The sequence below is a fragment of the Rhodobacter sp. genome (assembly GCA_020637515.1).
Lineage (GTDB): Bacteria > Pseudomonadota > Alphaproteobacteria > Rhodobacterales > Rhodobacteraceae > Pararhodobacter.
The window spans coordinates 127,218-153,471 of record JACKKG010000002.1; the positions used below are offsets into that span (position 1 = coordinate 127,218).

At 68.2% G+C, this 26,254-nt stretch carries 23 protein-coding genes and 1 pseudogene; 16 read left to right on the forward strand and 8 right to left on the reverse strand.

Annotated elements, in window-relative coordinates:
• Nucleotides 1–94 precede the first annotated feature (94 nt).
• The 4 genes from H6900_16695 to H6900_16710 are packed head-to-tail and all read left to right on the forward strand — an operon-like array spanning nucleotide 95 to nucleotide 4,386.
• A complete protein-coding gene (locus H6900_16695) occupies nucleotides 95–2,125 on the forward strand; it encodes a dipeptide ABC transporter ATP-binding protein (protein MCC0074917.1) in 2,031 nt (676 codons plus the stop codon).
• Between the two features lie 9 nt (nucleotides 2,126–2,134).
• Entirely contained in the window at nucleotides 2,135–3,094 is a 960-nt protein-coding gene (locus H6900_16700) for an ABC transporter permease (protein MCC0074918.1), read from the forward strand.
• Between the two features lie 7 nt (nucleotides 3,095–3,101).
• Nucleotides 3,102–4,001, forward strand: coding sequence for an ABC transporter permease (locus H6900_16705; protein MCC0074919.1), 900 nt, complete (start codon nucleotides 3,102–3,104; stop codon nucleotides 3,999–4,001).
• A 7-nt stretch (nucleotides 4,002–4,008) separates the two neighbouring features.
• On the forward strand, nucleotides 4,009–4,386 hold the full coding sequence (locus H6900_16710) for a RidA family protein (protein MCC0074920.1): 378 nt from the start codon (nucleotides 4,009–4,011) through the stop codon (nucleotides 4,384–4,386).
• A 51-nt stretch (nucleotides 4,387–4,437) separates the two neighbouring features.
• Here H6900_16710 and H6900_16715 read toward each other — a convergent pair whose 3' ends face one another.
• On the reverse strand, nucleotides 4,438–5,442 hold the full coding sequence (locus H6900_16715; GenBank protein ID MCC0074921.1) for an oxidoreductase: 1,005 nt from the start codon (nucleotides 5,440–5,442) through the stop codon (nucleotides 4,438–4,440).
• Nucleotides 5,443–5,518: 76 nt separating this feature from the next.
• Nucleotides 5,519–6,745, reverse strand: a complete 1,227-nt coding sequence (locus tag H6900_16720) for an aromatic ring-hydroxylating dioxygenase subunit alpha (protein MCC0074922.1) — start codon at nucleotides 6,743–6,745, stop codon at nucleotides 5,519–5,521.
• Between the two features lie 303 nt (nucleotides 6,746–7,048).
• Between H6900_16720 and H6900_16725 the strand changes: the two genes are divergently transcribed.
• From H6900_16725 to H6900_16750, 6 genes are read left to right on the forward strand one after another with little or no spacing between them, the layout of a single operon-like run.
• Nucleotides 7,049–7,906, forward strand: coding sequence for a p-hydroxycinnamoyl CoA hydratase/lyase (locus H6900_16725; protein MCC0074923.1), 858 nt, complete (start codon nucleotides 7,049–7,051; stop codon nucleotides 7,904–7,906).
• Between the two features lie 2 nt (nucleotides 7,907–7,908).
• Entirely contained in the window at nucleotides 7,909–10,050 is a 2,142-nt protein-coding gene (locus tag H6900_16730; GenBank protein MCC0074924.1) for an acetate--CoA ligase family protein, read from the forward strand.
• 9 nt (nucleotides 10,051–10,059) lie between these two features.
• The gene (locus H6900_16735; GenBank protein MCC0074925.1) at nucleotides 10,060–11,241 is read left to right on the forward strand and encodes an acyl-CoA dehydrogenase family protein; all 1,182 of its coding nucleotides are present in this window, start codon (nucleotides 10,060–10,062) and stop codon (nucleotides 11,239–11,241) included.
• A gap of 5 nt (nucleotides 11,242–11,246) precedes the next feature.
• Entirely contained in the window at nucleotides 11,247–12,320 is a 1,074-nt protein-coding gene (locus tag H6900_16740; GenBank protein MCC0074926.1) for a hypothetical protein, read from the forward strand.
• A complete protein-coding gene (locus H6900_16745; protein MCC0074927.1) occupies nucleotides 12,317–13,756 on the forward strand; it encodes an NAD-dependent succinate-semialdehyde dehydrogenase in 1,440 nt (479 codons plus the stop codon). Before H6900_16740 ends, H6900_16745 begins: the two co-directional genes overlap by 4 nt.
• A gap of 57 nt (nucleotides 13,757–13,813) precedes the next feature.
• A complete protein-coding gene (locus H6900_16750) occupies nucleotides 13,814–14,719 on the forward strand; it encodes a LysR family transcriptional regulator (protein ID MCC0074928.1) in 906 nt (301 codons plus the stop codon).
• On the opposite strand, the gene H6900_16755 is transcribed toward H6900_16750, so the two are convergent.
• The 4 genes from H6900_16755 to H6900_16770 all read right to left on the reverse strand — a co-directional run bounded on the left by H6900_16755 (nucleotide 14,707) and on the right by H6900_16770 (nucleotide 19,400).
• Nucleotides 14,707–16,200, reverse strand: a complete 1,494-nt coding sequence (locus H6900_16755; protein ID MCC0074929.1) for an AMP-binding protein — start codon at nucleotides 16,198–16,200, stop codon at nucleotides 14,707–14,709. The genes H6900_16750 and H6900_16755 overlap by 13 nt on opposite strands.
• Nucleotides 16,197–16,997, reverse strand: a complete 801-nt coding sequence (locus H6900_16760) for an enoyl-CoA hydratase/isomerase family protein (protein MCC0074930.1) — start codon at nucleotides 16,995–16,997, stop codon at nucleotides 16,197–16,199. The genes H6900_16755 and H6900_16760 overlap by 4 nt, the downstream gene beginning before the upstream one ends.
• A 154-nt stretch (nucleotides 16,998–17,151) precedes the next feature.
• Nucleotides 17,152–18,729, reverse strand: a complete 1,578-nt coding sequence (locus H6900_16765; protein MCC0074931.1) for an ABC transporter substrate-binding protein — start codon at nucleotides 18,727–18,729, stop codon at nucleotides 17,152–17,154.
• Nucleotides 18,730–19,193: 464 nt separating this feature from the next.
• Nucleotides 19,194–19,400: a cold-shock protein gene (locus H6900_16770; GenBank protein MCC0074932.1), complete on the reverse strand. Its 207-nt coding sequence runs from the start codon at nucleotides 19,398–19,400 to the stop codon at nucleotides 19,194–19,196.
• A gap of 456 nt (nucleotides 19,401–19,856) precedes the next feature.
• Here H6900_16770 and H6900_16775 point away from each other — a divergent pair, with 456 nt between their 5' ends.
• The 6 genes and pseudogenes from H6900_16775 to H6900_16800 all read left to right on the forward strand — a co-directional run bounded on the left by H6900_16775 (nucleotide 19,857) and on the right by H6900_16800 (nucleotide 24,312).
• Nucleotides 19,857–21,065, forward strand: a complete 1,209-nt coding sequence (locus tag H6900_16775; GenBank protein ID MCC0074933.1) for a DEAD/DEAH box helicase — start codon at nucleotides 19,857–19,859, stop codon at nucleotides 21,063–21,065.
• Nucleotides 21,066–21,183: 118 nt separating this feature from the next.
• Nucleotides 21,184–21,567: a hypothetical protein gene (locus tag H6900_16780; protein ID MCC0074934.1), complete on the forward strand. Its 384-nt coding sequence runs from the start codon at nucleotides 21,184–21,186 to the stop codon at nucleotides 21,565–21,567.
• A complete protein-coding gene (locus tag H6900_16785) occupies nucleotides 21,564–22,373 on the forward strand; it encodes a hypothetical protein (protein ID MCC0074935.1) in 810 nt (269 codons plus the stop codon). Before H6900_16780 ends, H6900_16785 begins: the two co-directional genes overlap by 4 nt.
• A gap of 87 nt (nucleotides 22,374–22,460) precedes the next feature.
• Nucleotides 22,461–22,826: pseudogene (locus H6900_16790) on the forward strand (hypothetical protein).
• 95 nt (nucleotides 22,827–22,921) lie between these two features.
• On the forward strand, nucleotides 22,922–23,224 hold the full coding sequence (locus tag H6900_16795) for a hypothetical protein (protein MCC0074936.1): 303 nt from the start codon (nucleotides 22,922–22,924) through the stop codon (nucleotides 23,222–23,224).
• A 221-nt stretch (nucleotides 23,225–23,445) separates the two neighbouring features.
• Complete coding sequence (locus H6900_16800; GenBank protein MCC0074937.1) at nucleotides 23,446–24,312, forward strand: transglutaminase family protein; 867 nt, start codon at nucleotides 23,446–23,448, stop codon at nucleotides 24,310–24,312.
• A 66-nt stretch (nucleotides 24,313–24,378) separates the two neighbouring features.
• Here the strand turns inward: H6900_16800 and H6900_16805 are convergent, their stop codons facing one another.
• Both H6900_16805 and eno read right to left on the reverse strand, forming a co-directional pair.
• Nucleotides 24,379–24,786 (reverse strand): hypothetical protein, encoded by a 408-nt coding sequence (locus H6900_16805; GenBank protein ID MCC0074938.1) that lies wholly within the window; start codon nucleotides 24,784–24,786, stop codon nucleotides 24,379–24,381.
• Nucleotides 24,787–24,924: 138 nt separating this feature from the next.
• A complete protein-coding gene (gene eno / locus H6900_16810) occupies nucleotides 24,925–26,202 on the reverse strand; it encodes a phosphopyruvate hydratase (GenBank protein MCC0074939.1) in 1,278 nt (425 codons plus the stop codon).
• Nucleotides 26,203–26,254 lie beyond the last annotated feature (52 nt).

Below are 26,254 nucleotides of genomic sequence, written 5' to 3' on the forward strand. Positions count from 1 at the left end.
CCGTGCGCCGGTCTGCCAGAGGTGCCGGAATCCCGGGAACGGATGGGATCGCGCCGCGGCGCCCGGCGAGGCATCAGGGAGGGATGACTTGGGGATGCGCGAAACTGTCGCTGTGCAACAGGATGCGACGCCGGCGCTGCAGGGTGCGCCTGCCGAACCGCTGCTGCGGGTCGAGGATCTGCACGTGGAATTCGAGACCGCCGCCGGGACGCTGAAGGCCGTCGAATCGGTCTCGTTCAGCGTGGCGCCGGGCGAAACGGTGGCCATCGTCGGCGAATCCGGCTCGGGGAAATCGGTCAGCGCGCTGGCGATCATGCGGCTGCTGCCCAAGCGCAACGCGCGGGTGCCCCGCGGGCGGATCCTGTTCGACGGCCGGAATCTGCTCGATCTGGACGACACGGCGATGCAGAAGATCCGCGGCCACCGGATCAGCATGATCTTTCAGGAGCCGATGACCTCGCTCAACCCGATGATGACCATCGGCTACCAGTTGATGGAGCCGCTGATCATCCACCTGGGCCTCTCGGGCAGGGACGCCCGCGCCCGCGCCGAGGAATTGCTGGCGCTGGTCGGCATCTCGGACCCGCCGACGCGGCTGAAACAATACCCGCATGAATTCTCGGGCGGGATGCGGCAACGGGTGATGATCGCCATCGGCCTGGCCTGCAACCCCAAGCTGATCATCGCGGATGAGCCGACAACGGCGCTGGACGTGACGATCCAGGCGCAGATCCTGGCCCTGATGAAGCGGCTGTCGCGCGAACTGGGCATCGCGCTGATCCTCATCACCCACAACCTGGGGATCGTGGCGCGCTATGCGGACCGGGTGAACGTGATGTATGCGGGCAAGCTGGCCGAAACGGGCAGCGCCGAGGAAATCTTTCACCGCCCGCGCCACCCCTACACGATGGGTCTGCTGCATTCGGTGCCCCGTCTCGACGAGGACAAGAAGCACAAGCTGGCGACCATCTCGGGCCTGCCGCCGAACCTGCTGAAGGCCCCCGCCGGCTGCCGTTTCGCCGAACGCTGCCCCCATGCCCTGCCCGCTTGCGGCGCGCCGACCGCGTTGCAGGCGACCCAGGGCGGGGGGGAATCCGCCTGCCACCGACTGGCCGAGATCGAGGCCGGGGGCCTGCCCTGGCCCGAACAGGACGCGGCCCCGGCGAACGCGGACGACCCGGGCGAAGCGCCGGTCCTGCTGGAGGTCACGGGCCTGCAAAAGACCTATGGCGCGGTGCGGGCGGTCAACGGCGTGAGCTTTGCCATCCACAAGGGCGAGACGCTGGGGCTGGTGGGTGAATCCGGCTGCGGCAAGTCCACCGTCGGCCGGATCATCCTGGGCCTGACCGACCCCGACACGGGCCGCATCGCCTATGCCGGAACCGACATCGGCAACCTGAGGGGCCGGGCACTGGGCCGTGTGCGTCAAAAGCTACAGGTGATCTTTCAGGACCCGTTCAGCTCGTTGAACCCGCGCATGACCGTCGGGCAGATCATCGCCGAACCGCTGGCCTATTACCGGCTGCGCCCCGACCGGCGCGCCCGGGCCGAACGGGTCGCCGAACTGCTGGAACAGGTCGGACTGCCACCGCAATTCGCGCAGCGCTATCCGCACCAGCTTTCGGGCGGGCAGCGCCAGCGGATCGGTATCGCGCGGGCCCTGGCGATGGAGCCGGACTGCATCGTCTGCGACGAGGCGGTCTCGGCCCTGGACGTGTCGATCCAGGGGCAGATCATCAACCTGCTGGAACATCTGCGCGAGACCCTGGGCATCGCCTATCTGTTCATCGCCCACGACCTGGCCGTGGTGCGGCACATCTCGCATCGGGTGGCGGTCATGTATCTGGGCGAGATCGTCGAGATCGGCACGCGGGACGCGATCTTCGACGCGCCGGCCCACCCCTACACGCGGCTCTTGCTCGAGGCCGTGCCGATCCCCGACCCCATGGTCGAACAGCGCCGCCATGCCGATACGATCAAGGGCGAGATCAGCGCGCCGCTGGTCAACACCAAGGGCTGCCGCTTTGCCCCCCGCTGCCCGCTGGCGGACGAGGCCTGCCGCCTTTCGTCGCCCCGGCTGGCCGACGACGGCCAAGGCCGGCAAGTCGCCTGTTTCAAGGTCTGAGAGGCTGAGATGTTCCTGAAATACGCTGCCAAACGCGCGCTGATGATGGTTCCCACGCTGCTGGGCGTGGCGATCATCATCTTCCTGATGGTCCGTGTCATGCCTGGCGACATCATCGAGATCAAATACGCCAACTCGACCGGGTCGTCGGTCCCGCAGGAAATCATCGACGCCGAACGCGCCCGTCTGGGGCTGGACCAGCCGGTGATCGTGCAGATGGGGGACTGGCTGGTGGGGCTGGCGACGCTGGATCTGGGCACGTCGCTCTGGACCGAACGGCCGGTCTGGGACGAGATCATGGCCCGCTTCCCGGTCACCATCCAGACTGCGATCCTCAGTATCGTCATCGCCGTGGTGGTGGCCATCCCGTTGGGCACCCTCGCCGCGATCTACAACGGCACGATCATCGACCAGGCGGTGCGGGTTCTGACCATCGGCGGCATCGCCATCCCGTCCTTCTGGCTGGGGATGCTGATCCTGATGTTCCTGCTGATCGGCTTTGGCTGGGCGCCTCCGCTGAATTTCGTCTCGTTCCACCGCGACCCGGTGGCCAATCTGTCGTTGCTGATCTGGCCCGCCGTTTCGGTTGGCTACCGGCTGGCCTCGTTGATCGCGCGGATGATCCGCTCGTCGCTGCTGGAGGTGATGAACGAGGATTACATCCGCACCGCCCGCGCCAAGGGCGTGCGCGAGGCGCTGGTGGTGCGCCGCCACGCGCTGCGCAACGCCCTGCTGCCGGCGATCACGGTCATCGGCATCGAATTCGCGTTGCTGATCGGCGGGCTGGTGGTGACCGAACAGGTGTTCAACCTGAACGGCATCGGGCGGCTTTTCATCGACGCCGTGCAGCACAACGATTTCATGCTGATCCAGGGGCTGGTGATGGTCACCGCCGTGTTCTTCATGCTGGTCAACCTGACGGTGGACCTGCTCTATGCCGCTCTCGATCCCCGTATCGAGCTGAAGTGAGACCGCCATGTCCAGCCAGTCCGACCTACTGAACCCGCCGCCGTTGACCGCCCGCGCCTGGCTGGCCGCCAGCCAGTTCGTGCGCCAGCAACCCTTTGGCACGCTGGGGGCCCTGATCATCGTCGCGATCGGTCTGTCAGGCCTGTTCGCCGAATGGGTGGCGCCCTATGACCCGTTGGAAATCGACTATTTCGCCACCTTTGCCCCGCCGTCGTGGGAGCACTGGGCCGGCACCGACGAATTTGGCCGCGACATCCTCTCGCGGCTGATCTACGGGGCGCGGACGGCGATGATCATCTCGCTGTCGGCCTCGACTCTGGGGGTGGTGGCCGGGGCGATCCTGGGCATGGCGTCGGCCTATTTCGGCGGGCGGATCGACTTTGCGATCCAGCGGGTCATGGACATCCTGCTGAGCTTTCCGATCATCGTGCTGGCGCTGGTGGTGGTGGCGGTGCTGGGGCGGTTCCCGGTGGCCGGCGTGGACCTCAACCTGGTCGTCGCCATCGCCATCCCGATGATCCCCAAATCCGCGCGCGTGATCCGCGCCGCCGCCTTGCAGGTCGCGGTGATGCCCTATGTGGACGCGGCGCGCGCGCTGGGTTTCTCGCACAGCCGGATCATCTTGCGGCATATGGCGCCCAATCTGGTCGCGCCGTTCCTGATCCTGTTCACCGCCTATGTCGCGCAGGCGATCCTGCTCGAGGCCGCCCTGTCATTCCTGGGTCTCGGCGTGACCGAGCCGACGCCCGCCTGGGGCCTGATGCTGTCGGGCAACGCCACCCAGTTCTTCATGACCGCGCCCTGGGCCATCATCTTTCCAGGCCTTGCCATCTCGCTTTCGGTGTTCGCCTTCAACCTCTATGGCGATGCGTTGCGCGACTGGCTCGACCCCAAATTCAAGTTCTGAGGTTCCCATGCCCCAAGCGATCCATGTCCCCGGCCTGCACCACACGCCGCCCATCCCCAACGCGGCCCGCCGCGGTCCCTTGATCGAATCCGGCGGAATCGTCGGGGTGAACCCGGCGACCCGCGAGGTGCCCGAGGATCTCGCCGCGCAATGCGCGCAGATGTTCGCCAATCTGCGGGCCATTCTGGCGGCGGCGGGCGCGGGACCCGAGCATGTGGTGAAGCTGAGCGTCTGGATGGCCGATCGCGGTGCCAAGGACGTGCTCGACGCCGAATGGCTGGCGATGTGGCCCGATGCGGACCTGCGCCCGGCGCGGCAGACATTCGACGGCGCGCTGAAGGCACCGGTGCGGGTGCAATGCGCGTTCACCGCCTGGGTCGGATAGGACGCCGGGACGCAGGCGGCCCGGCGATACGGCCGGGCGCCCGGGCGCGTGTCAGAGATCCAGCTCGATCAGCCCCACCCCGCGCGAGACGCAGGCCTGCATCACGTCGCCGGCTGCGCGCTGATCCTCGGCCAGGAAGATGTCGCGGTGCAGGACCTGCCCCGAAAGCACCGGGACCGAGCACAGCCCGCAATGCCCTTGGCGGCAATCATACATGACAAAGGCCCCCTCGGCGATCAACACGTCCAGCAGCGACTTGTCCGCCGGCACATCGAGCACCGCCCCGGACGACGCCAAACGCACCTGGAACGGCGCGTCACCCGGCAGGGGGGTGGCCTCGGCGAAGACCTCGGAATGCACGCTTGCCGGGTCCCAGCCGCGCGCCAGGGCGCCTTGGGTCACCGCGTCGATCAATCCCGCGGGCCCGCAGATATAAAGCGGCGTCGCGGGCGCAAGCCCGTCCAGGAACCCCGCCACCGAAAAGGCCCCGGCCGGGTCCTCGTCGGCATAGAGCCTGACGTTGCACCCCGCCAGCGCGCCCAGCCGGTCGGTGAACAGATGATGCGCGGCCTGCCGGCAGGTGTAGTGCAACACGCAATCCACCCCGGCATTCGACAGCGCCGAGGCCATCGTCACCAGGGGCGTGATGCCGATCCCGCCCGCGACCAGGTGGATCCCGTCGCGCGGCGCCTGTAGCGGGAAACCGTTGGGCGGCAGCCGCAAGGTCAGGAAATCCCCCACCCGCAGTTCGTCGTGCATGTAGCGCGAGCCGCCCTTGCCCGCCGCCTCGCGCAGCACGCCCAGCCGGTAGAGCGTGCGCGGCGTCCCCTCGATCGGTGGCAATTCGTCGGGAAAGGCGACCAGCGAATAGCTGCGCCACATCTCTTGCGGGCGTTCGGGCCCGCGCGGCGGAATGCGGACCGAGACATGGGCGCCCGGCGGAAAGCCCGGCAATTGCCCGCCCTCGGCCGCGGCCAGTTCGATGACCCGCAAACCCGGTGCGGGGGTGGTGGCCGCGGTCACCCGCGCCATGAAGGTGTCAGCGGACGGCGCCATGGCACTTCCTTGTCGTTCCGTGAAAAAGGCGCGAGGATGCCGGACGGCCCGACACCCTCGCAGTCTTGGGAAGACCTCAGGCGACCAGCGATTTCCAGGCCTTGCCGTCGGGCACGACATCGCCGACGGACACGGCGCGGCCGTAGTCCTCCTCGCTGCTCTGGGCCAGCTTGGGCGTCTGGCCCTGCATGAACTCGCGCACCGATTTCAGGATCTGGTGGCGCACCCGCATCAACGCCCCGTCCGAGGCGCAGAGCTGTTCCTTGGTGCGGTCGTAGATCGGCCCCTGGCTGAGGAACATGGCGAAATCCTCGGTCCCCAAGTGCTGGGGAAAGCCGGTGAAATGGCCGCGTTTCATCAGCGCGCGGTCCTGGCCCCAGTTCTCGTCGGGGGTGCCCGGCGGGATCGGCGGGAAATTCCAGGTGTCGGGCGTGGCGCTCATCACCGTCAGGCCCAGGGGGCGCACCGGGTTGAAATGCACGAACCAGGCGCGGTGCGTGGTGTCATCGATTGGCACCGAGAAGAACACGGTCGAGGGGCCATCCGTTTCCGGCGGGCAGACCACCGCATACCAGGGCATGACAAAGTTGTTGACCCGGACATAGAACTGGTCCTCGCCCAACTCGCGGATCGCGGCGTAGCGGAACCCATAGGGCCGGTCTTCGAATTCCAGCCGTGCCGATGTCTTTTTCAGCATGTTCTTGCGCTGGGTGTTGCCGCTCATTTCGGTCGTGGACGAATGCAGGAAGGACACGTGCGTGGTGTCCATCGAAGCCTCGACCCCTTGCAGGTAATTCGTCGCAATCTCGACCGAGGTGACCGAACGGTTCTCGGGCGGCAGATCGACGAAGGGCAGCGCCGGGAAAGGCGGCGCCTCGTCGCCTTGCCCCAGCCAGGCCCAGACGATGCCGCCGCGTTCGACCGCCTTGTAGCGGTTCAGCTTGACCGATTTGCAGAACTGCGCGGCGTTGTTTTCCACGTTGGGCGCATCCACCAGGTTGCCCTCGACGTCGAATTTCCAGCCGTGATAGATGCAGCGCAGCCCGTTGTCGCGGTTCTGCGCCAACGCCAGCGAGGCGCGGCGGTGCGGGCATTGCTCGTCCAGAATACCGACCGCGCCGTCCGTGTTGCGAAAGACCACGTAGTTTTCACCCAACAGGCGCACGCGGTAGGGCCGGCCGTCGCGCTCGAGCTTGTCGCCGGGAATCGCCGGCAGCCAGTAATGTTGACGCAACATCCGGCCCAGCGGCGCCTCGCCGTCAACCCGGGTCATCAGATCGTTGTCTTCCTGCGTGATGGCCATGGTCATCCTTCCTTTCGCGGTGTGCCCGGTGGATCGAAGCCGGGCCCTAGCTGACCGGGACAGCATTCCAGCCCGGGCCGCGCCAGCGCAATGCACCAGGGCGCTAAGCTTCAGATAGCCAAAAGGCTACGACCCCGCGCGCATCGGGGCGCACCGCCCAGCCTGTAGCCCCGACATTACACCTTGGATAGACAACTGACGGGTTGCCGGGATTGGCCGGCGCTCTCTAGGGTGCAGTCAATCGCGGAGGGGCGGCGACAAGCGCCGGCGACCCGACGGTCCCGATTTCAACGGAGGAACATCATGAACGACACGCCTGACGCGACCCTGCCGGTCTACCGCAACGAGCTGGTCAAGGTCGAATTCGAGGACGGCATCGCCTGGGTCTATTTCAATCGGCCCGAAAAGCGCAACGCGATGAGCCCCAGCCTCAACCGCGAGATGGAAGAGGTCCTGGACAAGCTGGAAGGCGATGACCGCTGCAAGGTGCTGGTGCTCACCGGGTCGGGCGACGCCTGGTCGGCCGGCATGGACCTGAAGGAATTCTTCCGCGAGGTGATGCCGCTGCCGACAATCCAGCAGCAGCGCATCCGAAACCAGACCTTCCACTGGCAGCGCAAGCGGCTGATGTATTACCTCAAGCCCACCATCGCGATGGTCAACGGTTGGTGCTTTGGCGGGGCCTTCGTGCCGCTGGTGAGCTGCGACCTGTCGCTGGCCGCCGAGGACGCGCAATTCGGTCTGTCGGAAATCAACTGGGGCATCATTCCGGGCGGCAACGTCACCCGTTCGCTCGCCGCCAAGGTCAACCAGGCGGATGCGCTTTACTACATCATGACCGGCGAGCCCTTCGACGGCCGCAAGGCCAAGGAAATGGGCCTGGTGAACGAGGTTCTGCCGGCCGACAAGCTGCGCGAGCGCACCGTTCAACTGGCCAAGATCCTGATGGCCAAGAACCCGGTGGTCCTGAACGCCGCGAAACTCGCCTACAAGCACGCCGACGAGATGAACTGGGAAACCGCCGAGGACTACCTCTCGGCCAAGGCGGCGCAGGCCACGCTCTTTGATCCGACCAAGGGGATGATGCAGGGCATCAGCCAGTTCCTGGACGACAAGAGCTACAAGCCCGGTCTCGGCACCTACCGCATCGAAGAGGAATAACCATGGCGGCGGGGCGCGATAGCGCGACGGCCAAGGGGGCGCCGGACATCCGGCGCCTTCTGGCGCCACGGTCGGTGGCGATCATCGGTGCCTCGGCCAACCCGGCCTCGATGGGGGCGCGGGCGCTCAGCGCCTTTCGTCGTTTCCACTATGCGGGGGACATCCATCTGGTGAATCCCCGGACCGAGGCGATCGACGGCATCCGCTGCGTGCCGACGGTCGCCGACCTGCCCCAAGGGGTGGACGCCGCGATCTTTGCCATCCCCCAGCCCGCCGTGGCCGAGGCCCTGGCCCAGGGCATCGCCCGGGGTCTGGGCGGGGCGGTGATCTTTTCGGCGGGCTACGCCGAGACCGGCCCCGACGGCCGCCGCGCGCAGGACGCGCTTGCCGCCATGGCGCGCGCCGGCGGCCTGGCGCTGGCCGGCCCCAACTGCCTGGGCCTGGTGAATTTCGACGCGGGCGTGCCCCTGACCTCGGGTCCGGTGCATCCGATCGACCGGCGCGGTCGCCCGGGTCTGGCCGTCATTGCGCAGTCGGGCGGGATCATGGGGGCGATCATCAACGCCTCGGAAGATCGCGACATCCCGCTGTCGCACGCCATATCGACCGGCAATGAGGCCGCGCTGGGGGTGACCGACTATTTCGCGGCGCTGGTCGGGGACCCGGCCATCGGTTCCTTTGCCCTGTTTGCCGAACATATCCGCGACCCGCAGGGGTTCCTGGCATCGGCCCGCCGCGCGCGGGACCTGGGCAAGCCGGTGATCTTGCTGCATTCCGGGCGCAGCGCCCGGGCGCAAGAGGCCTCGCTGTCGCACACGGGCGCGGTTGCCAGCAATTTCAGGGCGATGGAGGCCGCTGTCCGGGCCGAGGGCGTCCTGCTGGTGGACGGGATGGACCGGCTGATCGACGTGGCCGAGATGGTCTCGAAGTTCCGCAGCCTGCCGAAACGGGGTCTGGGGATCATCACCGATTCGGGCGCGTTCAAGGGTCTGGCGCTGGACACCGCCGACGATCTGGCCCTGTCGCTGCCCGAGTTGAAGCCGGAAACCTACGACAAGCTGCGCGCCGCGACCTTCGACTATGTCGAGGGATCGAACCCGCTGGACGTGACGGGTCAGGCGATGATGAACCTGGACCGGATCTATGGCGATTGCGGGCGGCTGATGTTGGCGGACGGGGCCGTCGATGCGCTGCTGGTCTGCCAGATGCCCGGCAAGCCCGAGGTGATGGAGGCCAAGGCCCGCGCCGTCGCGCAACTGGCCGAGGAAACCGGGGCCGCCGTCGGCTGCGTCTTCATCGGCAGCGGCGCCCCTGTGCCACCCGGCGCCCAGCGCGTGCTGGCCGAGGCCAGCGTCCCGCTTTCCCAATCGGGCGAGCGGGCGATCCGCGCCGTCGCCGATGTGCTGCGCCTGGCCCGTCCGATGGTCACCGGCACGCCGGTCGCGACGCTCACCCCCCCGCCCCTGCCCGGCGCCGGCACGATCCCCGAGCATCTGTCCAAGGCCTGGCTTGCCCGGGCGATCGCCCTGCCCGTGCCCCTCTCGCATCTGGCGACGACGCCGGACGCGGCGGCCAGCGCGGCCGAAACGCTGGGTTTCCCCGTGGTGCTGAAGGTCCAGCACGCCGACCTCGCCCATAAATCGGACGTGGGCGGGGTGCTGGTCGGGCTGGCAACCCCCAAGGCCGTCCGCGAGGGGTTCACCCGCATCCTGCGCAATGTCGAGGCCGCGCGACCGGGCCAGCCCGTCGATGGCATCCTTGTCGAGAAGATGGGCGCCCGTGGCCCCGAACTGGTGATCGGCGCCAAGCGCGACGCCGATTGGGGCCCGATGGTGATGATCGGCATGGGCGGTGTCTGGGTCGAACTGTTCCAGGACATGGCGCTGATCCCTGCCGGCACCGGGCCCGAAGGGTTCCGCCAGGCGCTGCTGGGCCTAAAGGCCGCGAAGCTGCTGACCGGCTATCGTGGCGACCCGCCGGTGGACCTCGACGCTGCGGCGGCGGTGGCCGCACGGCTGGGCGCGGTCATGCTGGCCTGCCCCGAGATCACCGAGATCGACCTCAACCCGGTCATCGTCAGGCCCGCGGGCGAGGGTGTCCTCGCGCTCGACGCGCTGATCGTCACCCATTCGGCGCCGCAGTAAGGAGCCCTCATGAGTTTCCGTTTCTCAGACGACCTCGAGACCTTTCGAACCGAGGTCCGCAGCTTTGTCGAGGCCAATCTGTCGCCTCGCACCAGACAGCGCGCCGCCGAAGGGTTGCGGCTGACCAAGGACGATTACACCGACTGGTTCAAGGCCCTCCATGCCAAGGGCTGGATCACGCCCGGCTGGCCACGGGAACACGGCGGCACGGACTGGACGCCCTTGCAGCGCTATATCTTCGAGGAGGAGTGCTACCTCGCCGGCGCGCCGCCCGTGACCGGAGGCATGAACATGATCGGCCCGGTGCTGATCCAGTTCGGCACCGAGGCGCAAAAGGCCACCTACCTGCCGCGGATGCGGCGCGGCGAACTGTGGTGGGCGCAGGGTTTCTCCGAGCCGGGCTCGGGCTCGGACCTCGCATCGCTCAGCACCCGGGCCTGGCGCGAGGGCGACGACTATGTGGTGAACGGGACCAAGATCTGGACCACCCAGGCCAATTACGCGGACATGATGTTCGCGCTGGTGCGCACCAAACCCGAAGGCAAGCCACAGGAAAGCATCTCGATGGTGCTGATCCCGATGACCGCGCCGGGGGTCTCGATCCAGCGGATCATGACCATCGACGGCTCGGGCGAGTTGTATCAGACCTTTCTGGACAATGTCCGTATCCCCGCCGCCAACCTGGTCGGCGAAGAGAACATGGGCTGGACCTATGCCAAGTTCCTCTTGGGATTCGAGCGGTTCGGCATCGCCGGGATCGGCCTGACCAAACGGCAGATGGACCGGCTGAAACGGGTGCTGGCGGCCGAGGGGCTGGCGGATGCGCCCCGCTGGGCCGAACGCGTGGCCCGCGCCGAGGCCGATCTGATGGCGCTGGAATTCACCGCGATCCGGCTGGTGCAGGAAAGCACCGGCAAGTCCCCGGGGGTGGAAAGCTCGCTGCTGAAGATCCGCGGCACGGAATTGCGCCAGCGCATCTATGCGATGACGCTGGACGCCGCCGGTCAGGGCGCGATCCCCTATCTGGACGAGGTGCTGCATCCCGGCTGGCAAGGCGCGCCGATGGGACCGGCCCACGCCGGGACACTGGCCGCCAACTATCTGGAAAACCGCAAGATCTCGATTTACGGCGGCTCGAACGAAATCCAGCGCGAGGTGCTGGCGCAGGCCGCCCTCGGGCGCATGAGGTAAGTCAGATGGACCTGATCCTGACCGAGGAACAACGCATTCTCTTCGATACCGTCAGCCGTCTGGGGGCCGACATCGCCGGGTTCGACCCCGCCGCGCGCCGCGCCCGTCTGGCGGAATTCGGGCTGACCGCGCTGGGTCTCGATGCCGATGAGCCGATGATCGCCGAAGGCGTTCTGGTGGCCGAGGCCCTGGGCCAGGCCCGCGTCAACGAGGCCTATGTCCACACCCATCTGGGCGCGGCCCGGGCGCTGGCGGGCCAACCCGCCGCCGCCGCGCTGGCGTCCGAGATCGCCGCGGGCACCGCGATCCTGGCGCCCGCGCTCCATGAACCCGGCCGCCGCTATGACCTGACCCCCGCCCTGACCACATTGCAGAACGGGCGGCTCGACGGCCGCAAGGTCGCGGTCATGGGCGGCGACGTGGCGAGTCACGCGCTGGTGTCGGCCCGCGATGACCATGAGCAACTGGTGCTTGTAGTGCTGCCGCTCGCCGCACCCGGCGTGACCCGCCGCCCCTTTGCCACGCTGGACGGGCGCGGCGGCGCCGAACTGGCCCTTGACGGCGCGACAGAGGGCGCGGTGCTGGCCTCGGGTCCGGCGGCAGAGCGGCTGCTGGCCGACATGGTGGCGCGGATCGACGCGGGTCTGGTGGCGGACAGCGTCGGCGCGATGAGCGCGCTGATGGCGATGACGGCGGAATACCTCAGGACGCGCCGCCAGTTCGGCAAGTCTATCGGCGCCTTTCAGGCCCTGCAACACCGCTTTGTGGACATGAAGCTGGCGCACGAGTTGGCCCGCTCCATGGCCATCGCCAGCGCCCGCGCGCTGGAGATGCTGGAGGGCCCCGAACGCGACCGGGTGCTGGCATCGGCCCGCCTGCAAGCCGCCGACAGCGGGCGGCGGATCGGCGAAGAGGCGATCCAGATGCACGGCGCCATGGGGATGACGGCAGAGTATCCGGCCGGGGGGTTCTTCAAGCGCCTGCTGGTCAACGCCGCCAGCTTTGGCGACGCCGATCATCAGCTTGACCGTCTGATCGCGCTGGCCCGCCCCGGCGCCAACCGGAGCGCCGCGGCATGACCTCGTATCCCGAAATCCGGCTGCATCTGGGCGGGCGCGGCTGGGTGGCCGAGACCGCCTGCCACAAGGACGTGCTGAACCCTGCCACCGGCCTGCCGGTCGGCCGCGTGCCGTTGGCCAGCGCCGAGGACCTGCGGCACGCGGCCGAGTCCGCCGCCCGGGGCTTTGATCTGTGGCGCAGCGTCCCGGCGATCGAGCGCAGCGCCATCCTGCGCCGTGCGGCGGGCCTGTTGCGCGACCGCAAGGCCACCATCGCCGAGGCCCTGACGCGCGAACAGGGCCGGCCGCTGGGCGACACGGCGATGGAATGCCTGGTCGGGGCCGAGGTGCTGGACTTCTTCGCCGAGGAAGCCCGCCGCATCTTCGGACGCTCGGTTCCGCCCCGGGTGCCGGGTGCGATCCAGACCGTGCTGCGCGACCCGGTCGGCCCGGTGCTGGCCATCTCGACCTGGAACGTGCCCGTCAACCATGCCGCCCGCAAGCTGGGCGCGGCGCTTGCGGCCGGGTGTTCGGTGGTGCTGAAGGGCCCCGAGGAAGCGCCGGCATCGACCATGATGGTGGTCGCCGCGCTGCTGGACGCGGGGGTCCCGGCCGAGGCGCTCAGCCTCGTCTTCGGCAACCCGCCGGACGTGTCGGACCTGCTGATCGCCCACCCCGCGATCAAGGCGCTGACCTTCACCGGATCGACCCGCATCGGCAAGCTGCTGGCGGCCAGGGCCGGGGCCCAGATGATGCCGGTGACGATGGAACTGGGTGGCCACGCGCCGGTCCTGATCTTCGACGACGCCGACATCGACAAGGCCATCGCCATCCTCGGCATGACCAAATTCCGGAACGCCGGCCAGATCTGCATCGCGCCGACACGGTTCCTGGTGCAGGACGGCGTCCACGACCGGTTCCTCGCCGGGATGGTCAAGGCCGCCCAGGCGCTGAGGGTCGGCGACGGGATGGACCCGGCCAGTCAGATGGGGCCGCTGAGCACCCGGTCGCGGGTCGATGCCGTGGCCGCCCTGGTCGAGGATGCCGTTGCCCGGGGCGCGACGCTTCACACCGGCGGCCACAGGATCGGCAACGCGGGCTATTTCTACGCGCCGACCGTGCTGGGCAACGTGCCGACCGATGCGCTGGCGATGAACGACGAGCCCTTTGGCCCCCTCGCCCTGATCAACCGCTTCAGCGATCCCGACGCGGCCATCGCCGAGGCCAACCGCCTGGACTATGGCCTGGCCGCCTATGCCTATACCGGGTCCGAGGCGATGGCGAACCGGCTGGCGGCCGAGGTGCAGAGCGGGATGCTGTCGATCAACCACCACGGGCTGGGGCCGGTCGAGCATCCGTTCGGCGGCATCGGGGCCTCGGGCATGGGCAGCGAGGGCGGCGCCGAGGCGGTCGAACGCTTCCTGGTCACCCGCTTCGTCACCCGGGTCGCCCGCTGACACCCTCTTTCGCAGCCCCCCGCGGACGGGCATAAAGGCCGGACCCCGGGGGGCAATATGCTGCAATCGACATTTCGACAGATCGAGGTCTTTCTCGAAGTGGTCCGCACCGGCAGTTTCGCCGGGGCGGCCGACAGTTTCTCGATCTCCAGCGCCTCGGTCTCGAACCATATCAAGGCGCTGGAAACCCGGATCGGGGTGCCCCTGTTCGTGCGCGACCGCGGCCGCGGGGTCAGCCTGACCGAGGCCGGGCACCGGGTGCATCTGCGCGGCAGCGAGCTGATGAAGCAGGTCGCGCTGCTGGCCGAAGAGCTGCAACCCAACCGCGACAACCGCCGCCGGCGCCTGATCCTGACCTCGCAACGGTTTTTGGCGCGGACCTTTCTCAGCGATGCGGTGGCGCGTTTCACCACGGCGCACCCGGCCATCGAACTGGTGGTCGAGACCGGAAATTTCGAGGACGTGCTGGACGCGGTCGCCAACGACCGCACCGACCTGGGCTATGTCATCTCGAGCGAGGGCGCGCCGATCCCCGACAGCACCATCGTCGGCCACGAAAGGCTGGGTTTTTTCTGCGCCGCGGGCCACCCGGCGCTGCGCCGCGGTCCCCTGCATATCGCCGATCTGGGGGAATGGCCTTTCCTGGTGACCCGCAAGGACGAGCGTTTCGCCCATATGGTCGCCGTTTCGATGGCCGAGCACGGGCTGAGCAACCTGCGGGTCGCGGCGCAGATCCAGGACGGAACCATGATCGGCGAGGTCGCGGCGCGCAGCGACAGTCTGATGTGCGGCCCGGCGCTTTATGTCATGGATCTTGTGCGGGCCGGGCGACTGGTCGAGCTGACGACGGTGGAACCGCCGATCAGCCTGCCGATCCACCAGATCGTCGCCCCCGGCAGCCGCGCGGCGCGCGAGATCGCGGTCTTTGTCGAGGTGCTTCAAGCCGCCGCTCAGGGCGCCTGAAACACCCCCAGGAAGCGGTCGCGCAACTCGCGTTTCACGATCTTGCCCATGGCGTTGCGGGGCAAGGCGTCCAGGATCTCGATGCGTTTGGGCCGCTTGTAGCCGGTCAGTTGACCGGCCAGATGCGCCTGGATCGCCGGGGCCTGCAACCCGCTGCCTTGCCTCAGCGCGACGATGGCCAGCACCGCTTCGCCGAAATCGGGATGGGGCACGCCGACCACGGCGACTTCGGCCACCTCGGGCAGGGTTTCCAGCGCCATCTCGACCTCGCGCGGGTAGACGTTGAACCCGCCCGAGATGATCATGTCCTTGTCGCGCCCGACGATGAACAGATACCCCTCGGTGTCGCGTTTCACCAGATCGCCGGTATCGAACCAGCCGTCGGCGTCGGCGATCGGCGTCAGTCCCTTGTCGCCCGCCCAATAGCCCAGGCCGACATAGGGGCTGCGGACCAGGAGCCGCCCGACCTCGCCCGCCGGCACCTCGGCGCCCTGGGCATCGACCATCCGGCATTCGACCAGCGGAAAGGCCGGCCCGACCGAGCCGCGCCGGCGCTCGCCGTGCAGCGGGTTCGAGGCGATCATCCCCCCCTCGGTCGAGCCGTAGCGCTCGAGCAGGACCATTCCGGTGCGTTCGGCAAAGGCGTCGGCCACATCCAGCGGCAGCGGCGCCGAGCCCGAGGTGACCAGCCGGACACCGGACACCGCCGCGCGCGTGAACCCCGGATGGTCCAGAAGCCTGGCGTGGATCGTCGGCACCGCCATCAGCACGGTGGTGCCGGGCAACAGGTCGATCACCGCCTCGGCGTCGAATTTCGGCAACAGCCTGAGCCGCGCTCCCGCCACCAGCGGGCAGGCCGCCGACAGGAACAGGCCGTGGCCATGGAACACCGGCAGGACGTGCAGCACCTCGTCCTCGGGGGTGATGCCCCAGGCCTGGGCCAGCAGGACAAAGTTCACGGCCAGATTGCTGTGGCACAGCACGGCACCCTTGGGCCGCCCCGTGGTGCCCGAGGTATAGAGCATGACCGAAGGCGCCCGCCCGCCCGGCGCGGGCGCCGGCAGCGGCCCGTCCTCGGGGTGCGCGGAAAGGGCAAAGAGCGCGACCTCGTCCCCTTCGGGCGCGGAGGCGACCACCAGCACGGGACCGGCGTCGTCCAGGATATACGCCCGCTCGCCGGGGGTCAGGGCCGTGTTGATCGGCACATAGACCGCCCCCAGCCTGAGCGCGGCAAAGAACAGCGCGATCGCCTCGGGCGATTTCTCGCAACGCGCGGCGACCCGGTCGCCGGCGGTCACGCCACGCGCGGCCAGGGCCTTCGCCAGCCGGCCGACCAGCGCCACCAGCGCCGCGTAGCTCAGCACGCGCGCGCCCTCGATCAAGGCGACGCTTTGGGGTTGCAGGGCGGCGCGGGCCTCCAGCAAGCTGGCCAGATTGCCGGTCCAGGGATCGGCGGCCAGATCGGATTGCTCGATGGTCATTGTCCCTTGAACTCCACCTTTTCCTTGCGGCCGAGCGCGTCGATAGCCCGCCGGTAATCGTCACTGTCATCACAGGCGCGCGCCGCCGCCCGGGCCCGGGCCGCGCCCTCGGGCGTGCGGGCCGCGGGTGCCAGCGCCAGCTTGGTCGCACGCATCGTCAGGGGGGCCCCCCGGGCGATGTCGGCCGCCAACGCCTGCACATGGCCCGCCAGCGACGCCTCTGGCAGCGCGCGGGCGGCAAAGCCCTGCGCCACGGCCTCGGCGCCGCCATAGGCGCGCCCGGCATAGATCATCTCGCCCACCCATTCGGCCCGGCTGGCCGCGACCAGGCGCGTCACCCAGTCGGGATCGTAGGCGACGCCGATCCGTGCGGCGGGAATGGCCAGGCGCGCGTCCTCGGCCAGGCAGCGCAGGTCGGCCTGAGCGGCCAGCGCCAGCCCGGCACCCATGCAGACCCCGCGGATTTCGGCCACCACCGGCACCGGCAGGGCGGCCAGGGCCGCGACCGCGGCGCGGACATGGAAATTGTAGGCCTCGGTCGCGGCCGGATCGCGGCGCAGCGTCAGGAATTCGCTGAGATCCGCGCCCGAGGAAAAGTCGCGCCCCGCGCCACAAAGGATCACCACCCTGAGATCGTGCCGGGACCGCAGCGCCTCGAGCGCCTGCCCGAGTCCGCGCCACATGCCGGCGGCGATGGCGTTGCGTAGCGCCGGCTGGTGCAGGGTCACCCGCAGGACGCCAGGGGCGTCCTGGCTCAGCCGGACCGAAGCCTCTGGTGTGTCGCCGAAGAGTTTCATGCGCCTGTGCCGCTTTGTCTGCTGCAAGGGGGGGGGGACCGGACATGACGGGGCAGTCTGGCGGCCCGGGGGCGCCACGTCCGACTGGAAGGAAGATGGGAAGGGACGGCGAGGGAGGGCCGCGCGCCGGACTGGCCGGCGCGCAGCCTTGGGGTTACTGGCTCAGCCAGACCGAACCAAAGTCGAGCCCGACATAGTTCGAGGCGATATTCGGAACCTCGAACCCATGCACATCGGCGCGCACGACCATCGGACGAACCGACCAGAAGAGCGGGATATAGAGCGCCTGGTCCATGATCTCGTTCTCGATTTGCAGCGCAAGGTCGCGGCGGGCGGCGGGATCGGTTTCGATCGCCTGGGCCTGGAACAGCGCGTCAAAGGCCGGATCGTCGGCAAAAGTCAGGTTGCGCGGGTTCTGGCTGTGCGACAACATGCTGGAGAACCGCAGCGTCGGATCGTCCGAATATTCGGCGATGGCGATCAGGGTCACGTCGAAATCGCCGCGGTTTTGCCGGCCGAAGAATTCGCCCACATCCAGGGTCTCTTGCGTGACCGTCACGCCGATCTGGCGCCACTGGTCGATCAGGAACACGCCCATCGGAGTGTAACGATTCCAGTTCAGGTAGGTGAAGCTCAGGTTCTCCTGACCGGCCTCGGCCAGCAGGGCCCGCGCCTCGGCCCGCGCCGCTTCGATATCGGGGTTGAACCCGGGAAGCTGCTCAAGCTCGGCCTGGGGACGTTCCCATTCCGAACCGGGGCGCATCCAGCCGCCGTAGCCGCTGGCCGAGGTGGTGCGCGACAGGGCTGCGGCCCCGGCCCGCCGGTCGATGGCCAGGTTCAGCGCCCGGCGCACCCGCACATCGTCGAAGGGCGCGCGCTGCGTGTTCATGATGGCGTTGAAGAAGACCGTCGTGTCGATGGCGGGATAGGCCACCACATTGTCGCCCTGCATCTGGGCAATGCGGTCCACATCGGCCTGGCTGAGGCTGGGCACGATGGTGCCGATCTGACCCGCCGCCATGGCGTTGACCGCCGCCGGCATCGCCATGTTCAGCAGTTGCACGCTGTCGAGATAGGGCTTGCCCGGGTCGTAATATCCGTCAAAGCGCGTTCCGGTCCACGAGGCCCCGGCCTGATAATCCGAGAACACGAAAGGCCCGCTGCCCATCACCCGGCGCGCCGGATAGTCGGCATCGCTTTCCAGCAGTTCGGCCGAATAGATGCAGTTGAACGGACCGGCGAGGATATCCAGCATCGCCGAATCCGGGTGCGACAGTTGGACGACCACCGTCTGGTCGTCGGTCGCCTCGATCGAGGCCACGGCCGAGAACTGCGCCTGGCGGGCCGAAACGACGCCGGCCGGGGGATTGCGCACGCGGTTGAGGCTGGCTTCGACGTCATGGGCATCCAGGCTCGAACCGTCGTGGAACACCACGCCGGGGCGAATGTGGAACGTATAGACCAGACCGTCCGCCGAAACCTCCCAGCTGTCGGCAACGTCGCCCTCGATGGCCGGACAATTGACCGAGCTGTAGCGCAGAAGCGTCGAGTAGTGCGGCGCGAGGCGGTAAAGCGAACCGATCGAACGGGTCGCGTGGCAGTCGAAGGTATCGGGATCGCCCTGCACCACGCCGACGACGAGTTGTCCGCCGTGCTGTGGTTCCTGGGCCGTGGCACTACCCGCTGCCAATAAGGCGGCGGTGATACCGGCCACGGTCGTCAAGATACGCATGATCTCCTCCCTGAGTTGGTTGTCTTGATGTCCGTTACGGAACTTCCGCCTTGCACAATCGAGGCGAGAGGGGGCTAAAGCAATCCACCTAGCTGACAAGGGACCTGTTGCCTTTTCCTTACAACTTTCGGGGGGAACGGCGGCCCGGATGTTCAGGCGCCCATGATCGCGGGACGCGCCGGGCCACGCGAAACGGGCCCTGCGGCGACAGTCGCCGGGACCTGGTCCGTGCGCGGATTTGTCAGATCGGGGCCTTGTCGGATCGGCCCACCAGGGCGGGGTTCGACCCTCGTGCCCTGCTCAGACGCGGCGGCGAGCGCCGGCCGGTTCATCCCGGCCTGCCCATTCGGCGCCCCGGGGATCGGTCAGGGCCATGCCGTTTGGCACGGTCCAAGGCCCTGACCTGTGTGAGTCACGCAGATGGCGGACGGTGCGCGCAGACGGCGCCCACCGACCGCGATCCCTCACGCGAGGGCGAGGTTGGTCGCGCTTTCGCGGCCGTCACGTCCGGTTTCGACGTCGAAGGTCACTTTTTGCGCGTCGGCCAGGCCGGTCAGGCCAGCGCGTTCCACGGCCGAGATGTGCACGAACACATCCTTGCCACCGCGGTCCGTCTCGATGAAGCCGAAGCCTTTTTGCGAATTGAAAAATTTCACGGTGCCATTGGCCATATCCGTGGTCTCCTGTTCAGATGCTGCCCACAGGATGCGGCAGCCCGGCAAAGTCAGACTGAGAGAACGACTGAAGCCGGTTGAACGGAAGCAGAAGGTCGCAGAGAAAAACGATTACGCGGCTCACATGGGCCCTGCGCCCCGCCGTTGCAAGGGGTGTGCCCGCGAAAGCGCGAAAATTCATCCCCGAACCGGCGCGGCGGGCGCTGCGCCATTGACAATGGGTCGATGGGTCACCATGTAGACCTTGCGTTATCGCTCTGCCGCGTGAGCAGGCGGGTTCACTTCCGCCCCCGGCCGTGACGCACCGTTTTCCCACATCACGAAGGGGGGACGCCGCCCAAGGCGGCTCTGGGCACAATGCGGTGCCGGAGTGTTCGCCCCGGGTGCACCCCGACCGAACGCGCAGCCGCGCGTTTCGGCGACGCCGGACGCATGGTCCGGTCAAGGATCGACATGACTTTCACGGAACTCGGGCTCAGCGCCCGCATGGTCTCGCGGCTCGAAGCCCTGGGGCTGACCCAACCGACACCCATCCAGGAACAGGCCATTCCGCAGGCGTTGCAGGGCAACGACATTCTCGGGATCGCGCAGACCGGGACGGGCAAGACCGCCGCCTTCGGCATCCCGCTGATCGTCGCGCTGTCGAAACAGCAAGAGCGGCCGGCGCCGCGCTCGACCCGTGGACTGGTGCTGGCACCGACCCGGGAACTGGCCAGCCAGATCGTCCAGAGCCTTCAGGGCATGACGGCCGATCTGCGCATCGCACTCGTCGTTGGCGGCAAGTCGATCAACGCGCAGGCCGACAAGCTGGCACGCGGCACCGATATCCTGGTGGCGACGCCCGGCCGGCTGATCGACCTGATGGACCGTGGCGCCGTCGATCTGGGCCAGACCCGGTTCCTGGTGCTGGACGAGGCCGACCAGATGCTCGACATCGGATTCATCCACGCGCTGCGCCGCATCGCGACGATGGTCGCCAAGGACCGGCAAACCATGATGTTTTCGGCCACGATGCCGAAAGCGATGGCCGACCTGTCGCGTCAATACCTGAACAATCCCGTCCGGGTCGAGGTCTCGCCCGCGGGCAAGGTCGCGGACAAGGTCACCCATTCGGTGCATTTTGTCGCCAAGGACCAAAAGCAGGACCTGCTGATCGAATTGCTGGACGCGCACCGCAACGACCGGGCGCTGGTCTTTTCGCGCACGAAACACGGCGCCGAACGGTTGATGAAGCACCTGGACCGCGCCGGGTTCGCGGCCACCTCGATCCATGGCAACAAGAGCCAGGGACAAAGGGACCGGGCCATCGCCGCGTTCAAGGCGGGGTCGGTGCGCGTGCTGGTTGCGACCGATGTCGCGGCGCGCGGGATCGACATTCCCGGCGTCGGGCATGTCTACAACTACGACCTGCCGAACGTGCCGGAAAACTACGTCCACCGGATCGGGCGCACGGCCCGCGCCGGCCAGAGCGGCCGCGCGATCGCCTTTTGCGCCGCCGACGAGGTGAGCGAACTCAAGGCCATTGAAAAGGTGCTGGGCACCCGGGTCGAGATCGCCGGCGGCCATCCGTGGGAGGCAAGGACCTCTGGCGCGCCGAAACCGCAGGCCAAGAAGCGGCCGCGCCGGCGGTCCCCGGGCCGCGGGGGTCAAATGGCGGCGTGACGGCAGGCCTCGGGCCCCTTGCGTCAGACGACAAGGACGGCGCTGCACCGGCAGCTGACTGCGACCCGGGCCAGCTTTCACAGCGAGGCGGCGCTTTCTCCGCAGGAGGACTAGTCCTATGAAAACCCCTGAATGGGTCAAACCCGGCGTTTATGGCGCCGTGATCGGCGCCGCGATTTTCGGCATCGTCGGCTTCGGCTGGGGCGGCTGGGTGACCGGCGGCACGGCGCATGACAGGGCGGTGGCGATGTCGCGCGACAACGTCGTCGCGGCGATGGTGCCGGTCTGTCTGGACCTGTCGCGGGCCGACCCGGACCGCGCCGCGGCGCTTGCGGGCATCCGCGAGGCCCAGGCATACCGGCGTCGCGACGTGCTGATGGCGACCGGCTGGGCCACGATGCCCGGCACCGACGCACCGAACCGCGACCTCGCACAGGCCTGCCTGGCTTCGCTCGATGTCGATGCCGTTCCCGATCCGCAGGCCACGGGCGACAACGGATGAGCGGTGTCTCGGCCGCTGACCGCGCGCGGATACCGAAGCGGGGCCGCAGCCGGTTGATGTGGGCGGCGGCCGGTCTGGTGATCGCGCTGGCGGGCCCGGCGCTTGCGCAGGACGGCACCGGCGCGGTGCCGGATCACGCCGAGCCGCAGCGTTACGGCGGCGGCTGGGTCTGCGCGCTGGGCTACCGGGTCAGCGATGCCGCCTGCGTCGCCATTGCGATGCCGGAAAACGCCTATGCGACGGGCCGGTCCTATGGATCGGGCTGGGCCTGCCGGCGCGGGTATGAAGACGTCCGGGGAACCGCGTGCGTGGCGATCCCTTTGCCCGAACACGCGTTCCTGCGGGCCTCGGGCTATGACTGGCAATGCGAGCGCGGCTACCGTCAGGAACGCGAGGCCTGCGTGCCCATCGCCCTGCCCGACAACGCCTATCTCACCGACGACCCCTCGGGCACCGGATGGACCTGCGAGCGCGGTTTCACGGCCAGTTCCGGCGCCTGTGTTCCGATCGCCGTGCCCGAGAACGGCTATCTCACCAATGCCGATTACGGCGACGCCTGGGCCTGCGAGCGGGGCTTTTTCGAGATCGCGGGCCGCTGCGATCCCGTGGCGCTGCCCGAGAACGCCTTTCTGGACCCCGTCTCGTATGGGCCGGGATGGCGCTGTGAGCGGGGGTTTGAACCCGTGGACAACACCTGCGTGCGGATCGACCTGCCGGAAAACGCGCATCTCGAACAATCCGGGAACCGCTGGCGCTGTGATCGCGGCTTTCAACGCGCGGGCGAAGCCTGCGTGCTTGGGCGATAGCGCGTCCCGATCCAGGCGCGCGGTCGGCCTCGTGGGTCGGCGTTTGCGCCCCGCCGACCTGGTCCCCCCTTCTTCTGGAGAGCCCACATGCCCCCCACGATCCAGACGACCGCTGTCTTCCTGCGCCCCTTTCAACTGTCGCGGTTCAACGAGACCCTTCCCGCCGGAGAATACCAGATCGAGACCCAGCGGCTGAAACCTGCGGATTGGATCGGGCCGGGCGCATGGGCCTCGTCCGTGGTGGTCCGGTTGCCGCCGCGCGCCTCGCATCCCGGGCTCAGCCGGACGCTGACCGTGCCGCTTGCCGACCTGGAGCACGCGGTCGCCCGGGACAAGCTGACCGGCAAGCCGCTCAGGGATTTCTTTCTCGAGGAAATGCTGGCGGACCCGATGATCCGTCTTGTCATGCAGGCGGACGACGTGGCCGAACGGGACCTGCGCGACCTTTACGCCCCCCCGTCGGATCACCCGGTGCGCGCGCGCCGGCGCGGGATGGACGCCGGAACCGGGGACCCGCGCTATGGAAGTGCGCGGCCGGGGATCGGCGAATGACCGACGACCCGATCCCCCTGGACGGCCACAGGTCCGCCGCCGAACGGCACCGGACCGAACAGCGGCGGCGCCCCGCGAACAGCCCGGAACCGCTGGGGCCGCAACCGGGTCTGGACAGGCTGGACCACCATATGGGGGCGGGGCCTGCGCGGACCTGGGCCGAAGTCCTGGAAAAATGGCGCTTTCTTCTGGAACGCTACGCGACGACGCCCGAGGCCCGCGAGGAACGCCTTCAGAAACTCATCCAGCGCGCCTTGGGCGACATGGAACGACTGCGAAAACGCGAGGAGCGGACATGACGACCAGATCAGCCGACACCCCCTTTGGGGTGACCCGGGCGGCGGCCGACGTCGCCGCCGAACGAGTCTGCCTGAAATGCCGCGCGAGCTTTTGGAGCGAAGGCTTCGGCCAGCGGATCTGTTCCCGGTGCAAGGGGACGATGGCCTGGCGCTCGTCGGTTTCCGAGGGCAGCGGACAGGGCCGGCGCCGCGCGGGCGGACGGGGGGCCTAGGTCGCGCCGATGCCCTCTGTCACGATCACGCACGCGACCACGTATCGCTACAGAACCGAGGTCCCCCTGGGGCCGCACCGGCTGATGCTGCGCCCGCGCGAGACCCGCGATCTCAGCCTGGCGTCCTTTGACCTCGATATCCGGCCCGACGCCCGCATCGACTGGTCGCACGACGTGGCCGGCAACGCGATTGCGACGGCGCAGTTCGCCGTCCCCACAAGGATGCTGTCGATCCGGTCGAGCACCCGCGTGGATCTGCGCGCGCCGGTCTGGCCCGTGTTCCCGATCGCCGCCGACGCGGCGACGTATCCGTTCGTCTATGCCCCCGACGATCTGACCGACCTGGGCGCCCTCGTCATGCCCCAATATGCCGACGACACGGGCCGGTTGTCGCGCTGGGTCGAACGGTTTGTCATGGCGCGGCCGACGGACACGCTGGCCTTGCTGAAAGACATCAGCAACGGCATCACGGCCGGGATTTCCTACCAGAGCCGCGACACCGAGGGCACGCAGGGCCCGCTCGAGACCCTCGACAGGGGGTGGGGATCGTGCCGCGACTTTGCCGTGCTGTTCGCCGAGGCCGCCCGCACGCTCGGCTTTGGTGCGAGGCTGGTCTCGGGCTATCTGTTCAACCCCTCGGGGGCCTGGGTCGGCTCGGCTGGGGCAGGCTCAACCCACGCCTGGGTCGAAGTGTTCGTGCCCGGCGCGGGCTGGATCCCGTTCGACCCGACCAACCGGTCCGTCGGGTCCACCAATCTCATCCCCGTCGCCGTCGCGCGAAGGATCCAGCAGGTCGCACCCGTGACGGGCAGCTTCCACGGCCGATCCAGCGACCTGCTTTCCATGGACGTGTCCGTGGATGTCCGCGCACCCTGACCCGCCGGCCCCTCGCCGCCCCCACCGCGCGGGGAGGGGCGCCGCCGCCTGAAACCGGCGCGGGTGCTAGACCTTCTTGTCCAGGTGACGCGGGGGCGGCGTCGTTTGCGCCTGGAGATGCGGCGGCGGCGCGTCGATGCTGTCGCCGGCCGGTTCCAGCGCGGCGTCATCCGCGCTGGCTGTCCCGGTGTCGGCGGGCCAGCGTGACCCGGGCGCCTGCGCGGCCGAGTCGGCCAGACGGGCGCGAATATCCTCCAGCACGTTGACATCGAAACTGGGGGGCGGCCCCACGGGACGGTCGCGCATATTCTGGTTGCGCGCCTTTTCGGACAAGCCCGCGGGATCGACGGGCCGGGGCGCGCGGGCGCTTTCCAGCGGCGCGGCGGGCCGGGGCGCGCCTTGCGTGACCGAGGGCGCGGGGCTGTCGCGCGACACCGCGCCAACGGGCGAAACAGGGGACAGGAGGCTGGTCATGGCGAACCTCGTGGATGGATCACGATCCAATCCTAGCGCCGCTCGCTTAACTCCCTCTTAACACATAGCATTTTATGGAAAAAAGGCGCGCCCGCGGACGCGCCCCTCAGGCTTTCTTCACCCGATCCGGGCAGCGGATCAGCCGCGCAGAATCGACCGGCCGGCGTATTCGGCAACCTCGCCCAGCATTTCCTCGATGCGGATCAACTGGTTATACTTGGCCAGACGATCCGAGCGCGCCAGCGAGCCGGTCTTGATCTGCCCGCAGTTCGTCGCCACCGCCAGATCGGCGATGGTCGCATCCTCGGTTTCGCCCGAACGGTGCGACATGACGTTGGTGTAGCGCGCACGATGGGCCATATCGACCGCCTGCAAGGTTTCGGTCAAGGAACCGATCTGGTTCACCTTGACCAGCATCGCATTGGCGACGCCGGCATCGATCCCGCGCTTCAGCCGCTTGGGGTTGGTCACGAACAGATCGTCCCCCACCAGTTGCACCGTGCCGCCCAGCGCGTCGGTCAGCATCTTCCAGCCGTCCCAATCGTCCTCGGCCATGCCATCCTCGATCGAGATGATCGGATAGGCGGCGCAGAGCTTCGCCAGATACTCGACATTCTCGGCCGAGGTCAGGCTCAGCCCCTCGCCCTTCATCTCGTATTTGCCACCCTTGAAATACTCGGTCGAGGCGCAGTCGAGCGCGAGATGGATATCCTCGCCCGGTCTGTAACCCGCCTTTTCGATCGATTTCAGGATCAGGTCCAGCGCGGCGGTGGTGCTGGACAGGTTCGGCGCAAAGCCCCCCTCGTCGCCCAACCCCGTGGACAGGCCCTGCGCGCTGAGTTCTTTCTTCAGCGTGTGGAACACCTCGGAGCCCATGCGCACCGCGTCGCGGATATTGTCCGCCGACACCGGCATGATCATGAATTCCTGGATGTCGATCGGATTGTCGGCATGTTCGCCGCCGTTGATGATGTTCATCATCGGCACCGGCAGCACGCGGGCCGAGGTGCCGCCGACATAGCGATAGAGCGGCTGGCCGGTCGCATCCGCGGCCGCCTTGGCCACCGCCAGCGAGACGCCCAGGATCGCGTTGGCGCCCAGACGCCCCTTGTTCTCGGTGCCGTCCAGTTCGATCAGCGCGCGGTCGATGGCGACCTGCTCGGTCGCGTCGATGCCGACCAGCGCCTCGGCGATCTCGCCGTTGACGGCCGCGACCGCGTGCAGAACGCCCTTGCCCATGTAGCGCGCCTTGTCGCCGTCGCGGCGCTCGACCGCTTCATGCGCCCCCGTCGAGGCCCCCGACGGAACCGCCGCGCGGCCCATGGTGCCGTCTTCCAGGATCACGTCCACCTCGACCGTCGGGTTGCCCCGGCTGTCCAGGATCTCGCGGCCGATGATATCGAGGATGGTGGTCATTCTGGCGCCCCTCATGGCTGTGGTTTGGCGCCTCTATACTGCGTGCACTGTG

Excerpts from the sequence above, each read along its gene's own strand:
- H6900_16695 (MCC0074917.1), top strand. The coding sequence starts at position 95 with ATGCGCGAAACTGTCGCTGTGCAACAGGATGCGACGCCGGCGCTGCAG.
- H6900_16700 (MCC0074918.1), top strand. The coding sequence starts at position 2,135 with ATGTTCCTGAAATACGCTGCCAAACGCGCGCTGATGATGGTTCCCACG.
- H6900_16705 (MCC0074919.1), top strand. The coding sequence starts at position 3,102 with ATGTCCAGCCAGTCCGACCTACTGAACCCGCCGCCGTTGACCGCCCGC.
- H6900_16710 (MCC0074920.1), top strand. The coding sequence starts at position 4,009 with ATGCCCCAAGCGATCCATGTCCCCGGCCTGCACCACACGCCGCCCATC.
- H6900_16715 (MCC0074921.1), bottom strand. The coding sequence starts at position 5,442 with ATGGCGCCGTCCGCTGACACCTTCATGGCGCGGGTGACCGCGGCCACC.
- H6900_16720 (MCC0074922.1), bottom strand. The coding sequence starts at position 6,745 with ATGGCCATCACGCAGGAAGACAACGATCTGATGACCCGGGTTGACGGC.
- H6900_16725 (MCC0074923.1), top strand. The coding sequence starts at position 7,049 with ATGAACGACACGCCTGACGCGACCCTGCCGGTCTACCGCAACGAGCTG.
- H6900_16730 (MCC0074924.1), top strand. The coding sequence starts at position 7,909 with ATGGCGGCGGGGCGCGATAGCGCGACGGCCAAGGGGGCGCCGGACATC.
- H6900_16735 (MCC0074925.1), top strand. The coding sequence starts at position 10,060 with ATGAGTTTCCGTTTCTCAGACGACCTCGAGACCTTTCGAACCGAGGTC.
- H6900_16740 (MCC0074926.1), top strand. The coding sequence starts at position 11,247 with ATGGACCTGATCCTGACCGAGGAACAACGCATTCTCTTCGATACCGTC.
- H6900_16745 (MCC0074927.1), top strand. The coding sequence starts at position 12,317 with ATGACCTCGTATCCCGAAATCCGGCTGCATCTGGGCGGGCGCGGCTGG.
- H6900_16750 (MCC0074928.1), top strand. The coding sequence starts at position 13,814 with ATGCTGCAATCGACATTTCGACAGATCGAGGTCTTTCTCGAAGTGGTC.
- H6900_16755 (MCC0074929.1), bottom strand. The coding sequence starts at position 16,200 with ATGACCATCGAGCAATCCGATCTGGCCGCCGATCCCTGGACCGGCAAT.
- H6900_16760 (MCC0074930.1), bottom strand. The coding sequence starts at position 16,997 with ATGAAACTCTTCGGCGACACACCAGAGGCTTCGGTCCGGCTGAGCCAG.
- H6900_16765 (MCC0074931.1), bottom strand. The coding sequence starts at position 18,729 with ATGCGTATCTTGACGACCGTGGCCGGTATCACCGCCGCCTTATTGGCA.
- H6900_16770 (MCC0074932.1), bottom strand. The coding sequence starts at position 19,400 with ATGGCCAATGGCACCGTGAAATTTTTCAATTCGCAAAAAGGCTTCGGC.
- H6900_16775 (MCC0074933.1), top strand. The coding sequence starts at position 19,857 with ATGACTTTCACGGAACTCGGGCTCAGCGCCCGCATGGTCTCGCGGCTC.
- H6900_16780 (MCC0074934.1), top strand. The coding sequence starts at position 21,184 with ATGAAAACCCCTGAATGGGTCAAACCCGGCGTTTATGGCGCCGTGATC.
- H6900_16785 (MCC0074935.1), top strand. The coding sequence starts at position 21,564 with ATGAGCGGTGTCTCGGCCGCTGACCGCGCGCGGATACCGAAGCGGGGC.
- H6900_16795 (MCC0074936.1), top strand. The coding sequence starts at position 22,922 with ATGACCGACGACCCGATCCCCCTGGACGGCCACAGGTCCGCCGCCGAA.
- H6900_16800 (MCC0074937.1), top strand. The coding sequence starts at position 23,446 with ATGCCCTCTGTCACGATCACGCACGCGACCACGTATCGCTACAGAACC.
- H6900_16805 (MCC0074938.1), bottom strand. The coding sequence starts at position 24,786 with ATGACCAGCCTCCTGTCCCCTGTTTCGCCCGTTGGCGCGGTGTCGCGC.
- eno (MCC0074939.1), bottom strand. The coding sequence starts at position 26,202 with ATGACCACCATCCTCGATATCATCGGCCGCGAGATCCTGGACAGCCGG.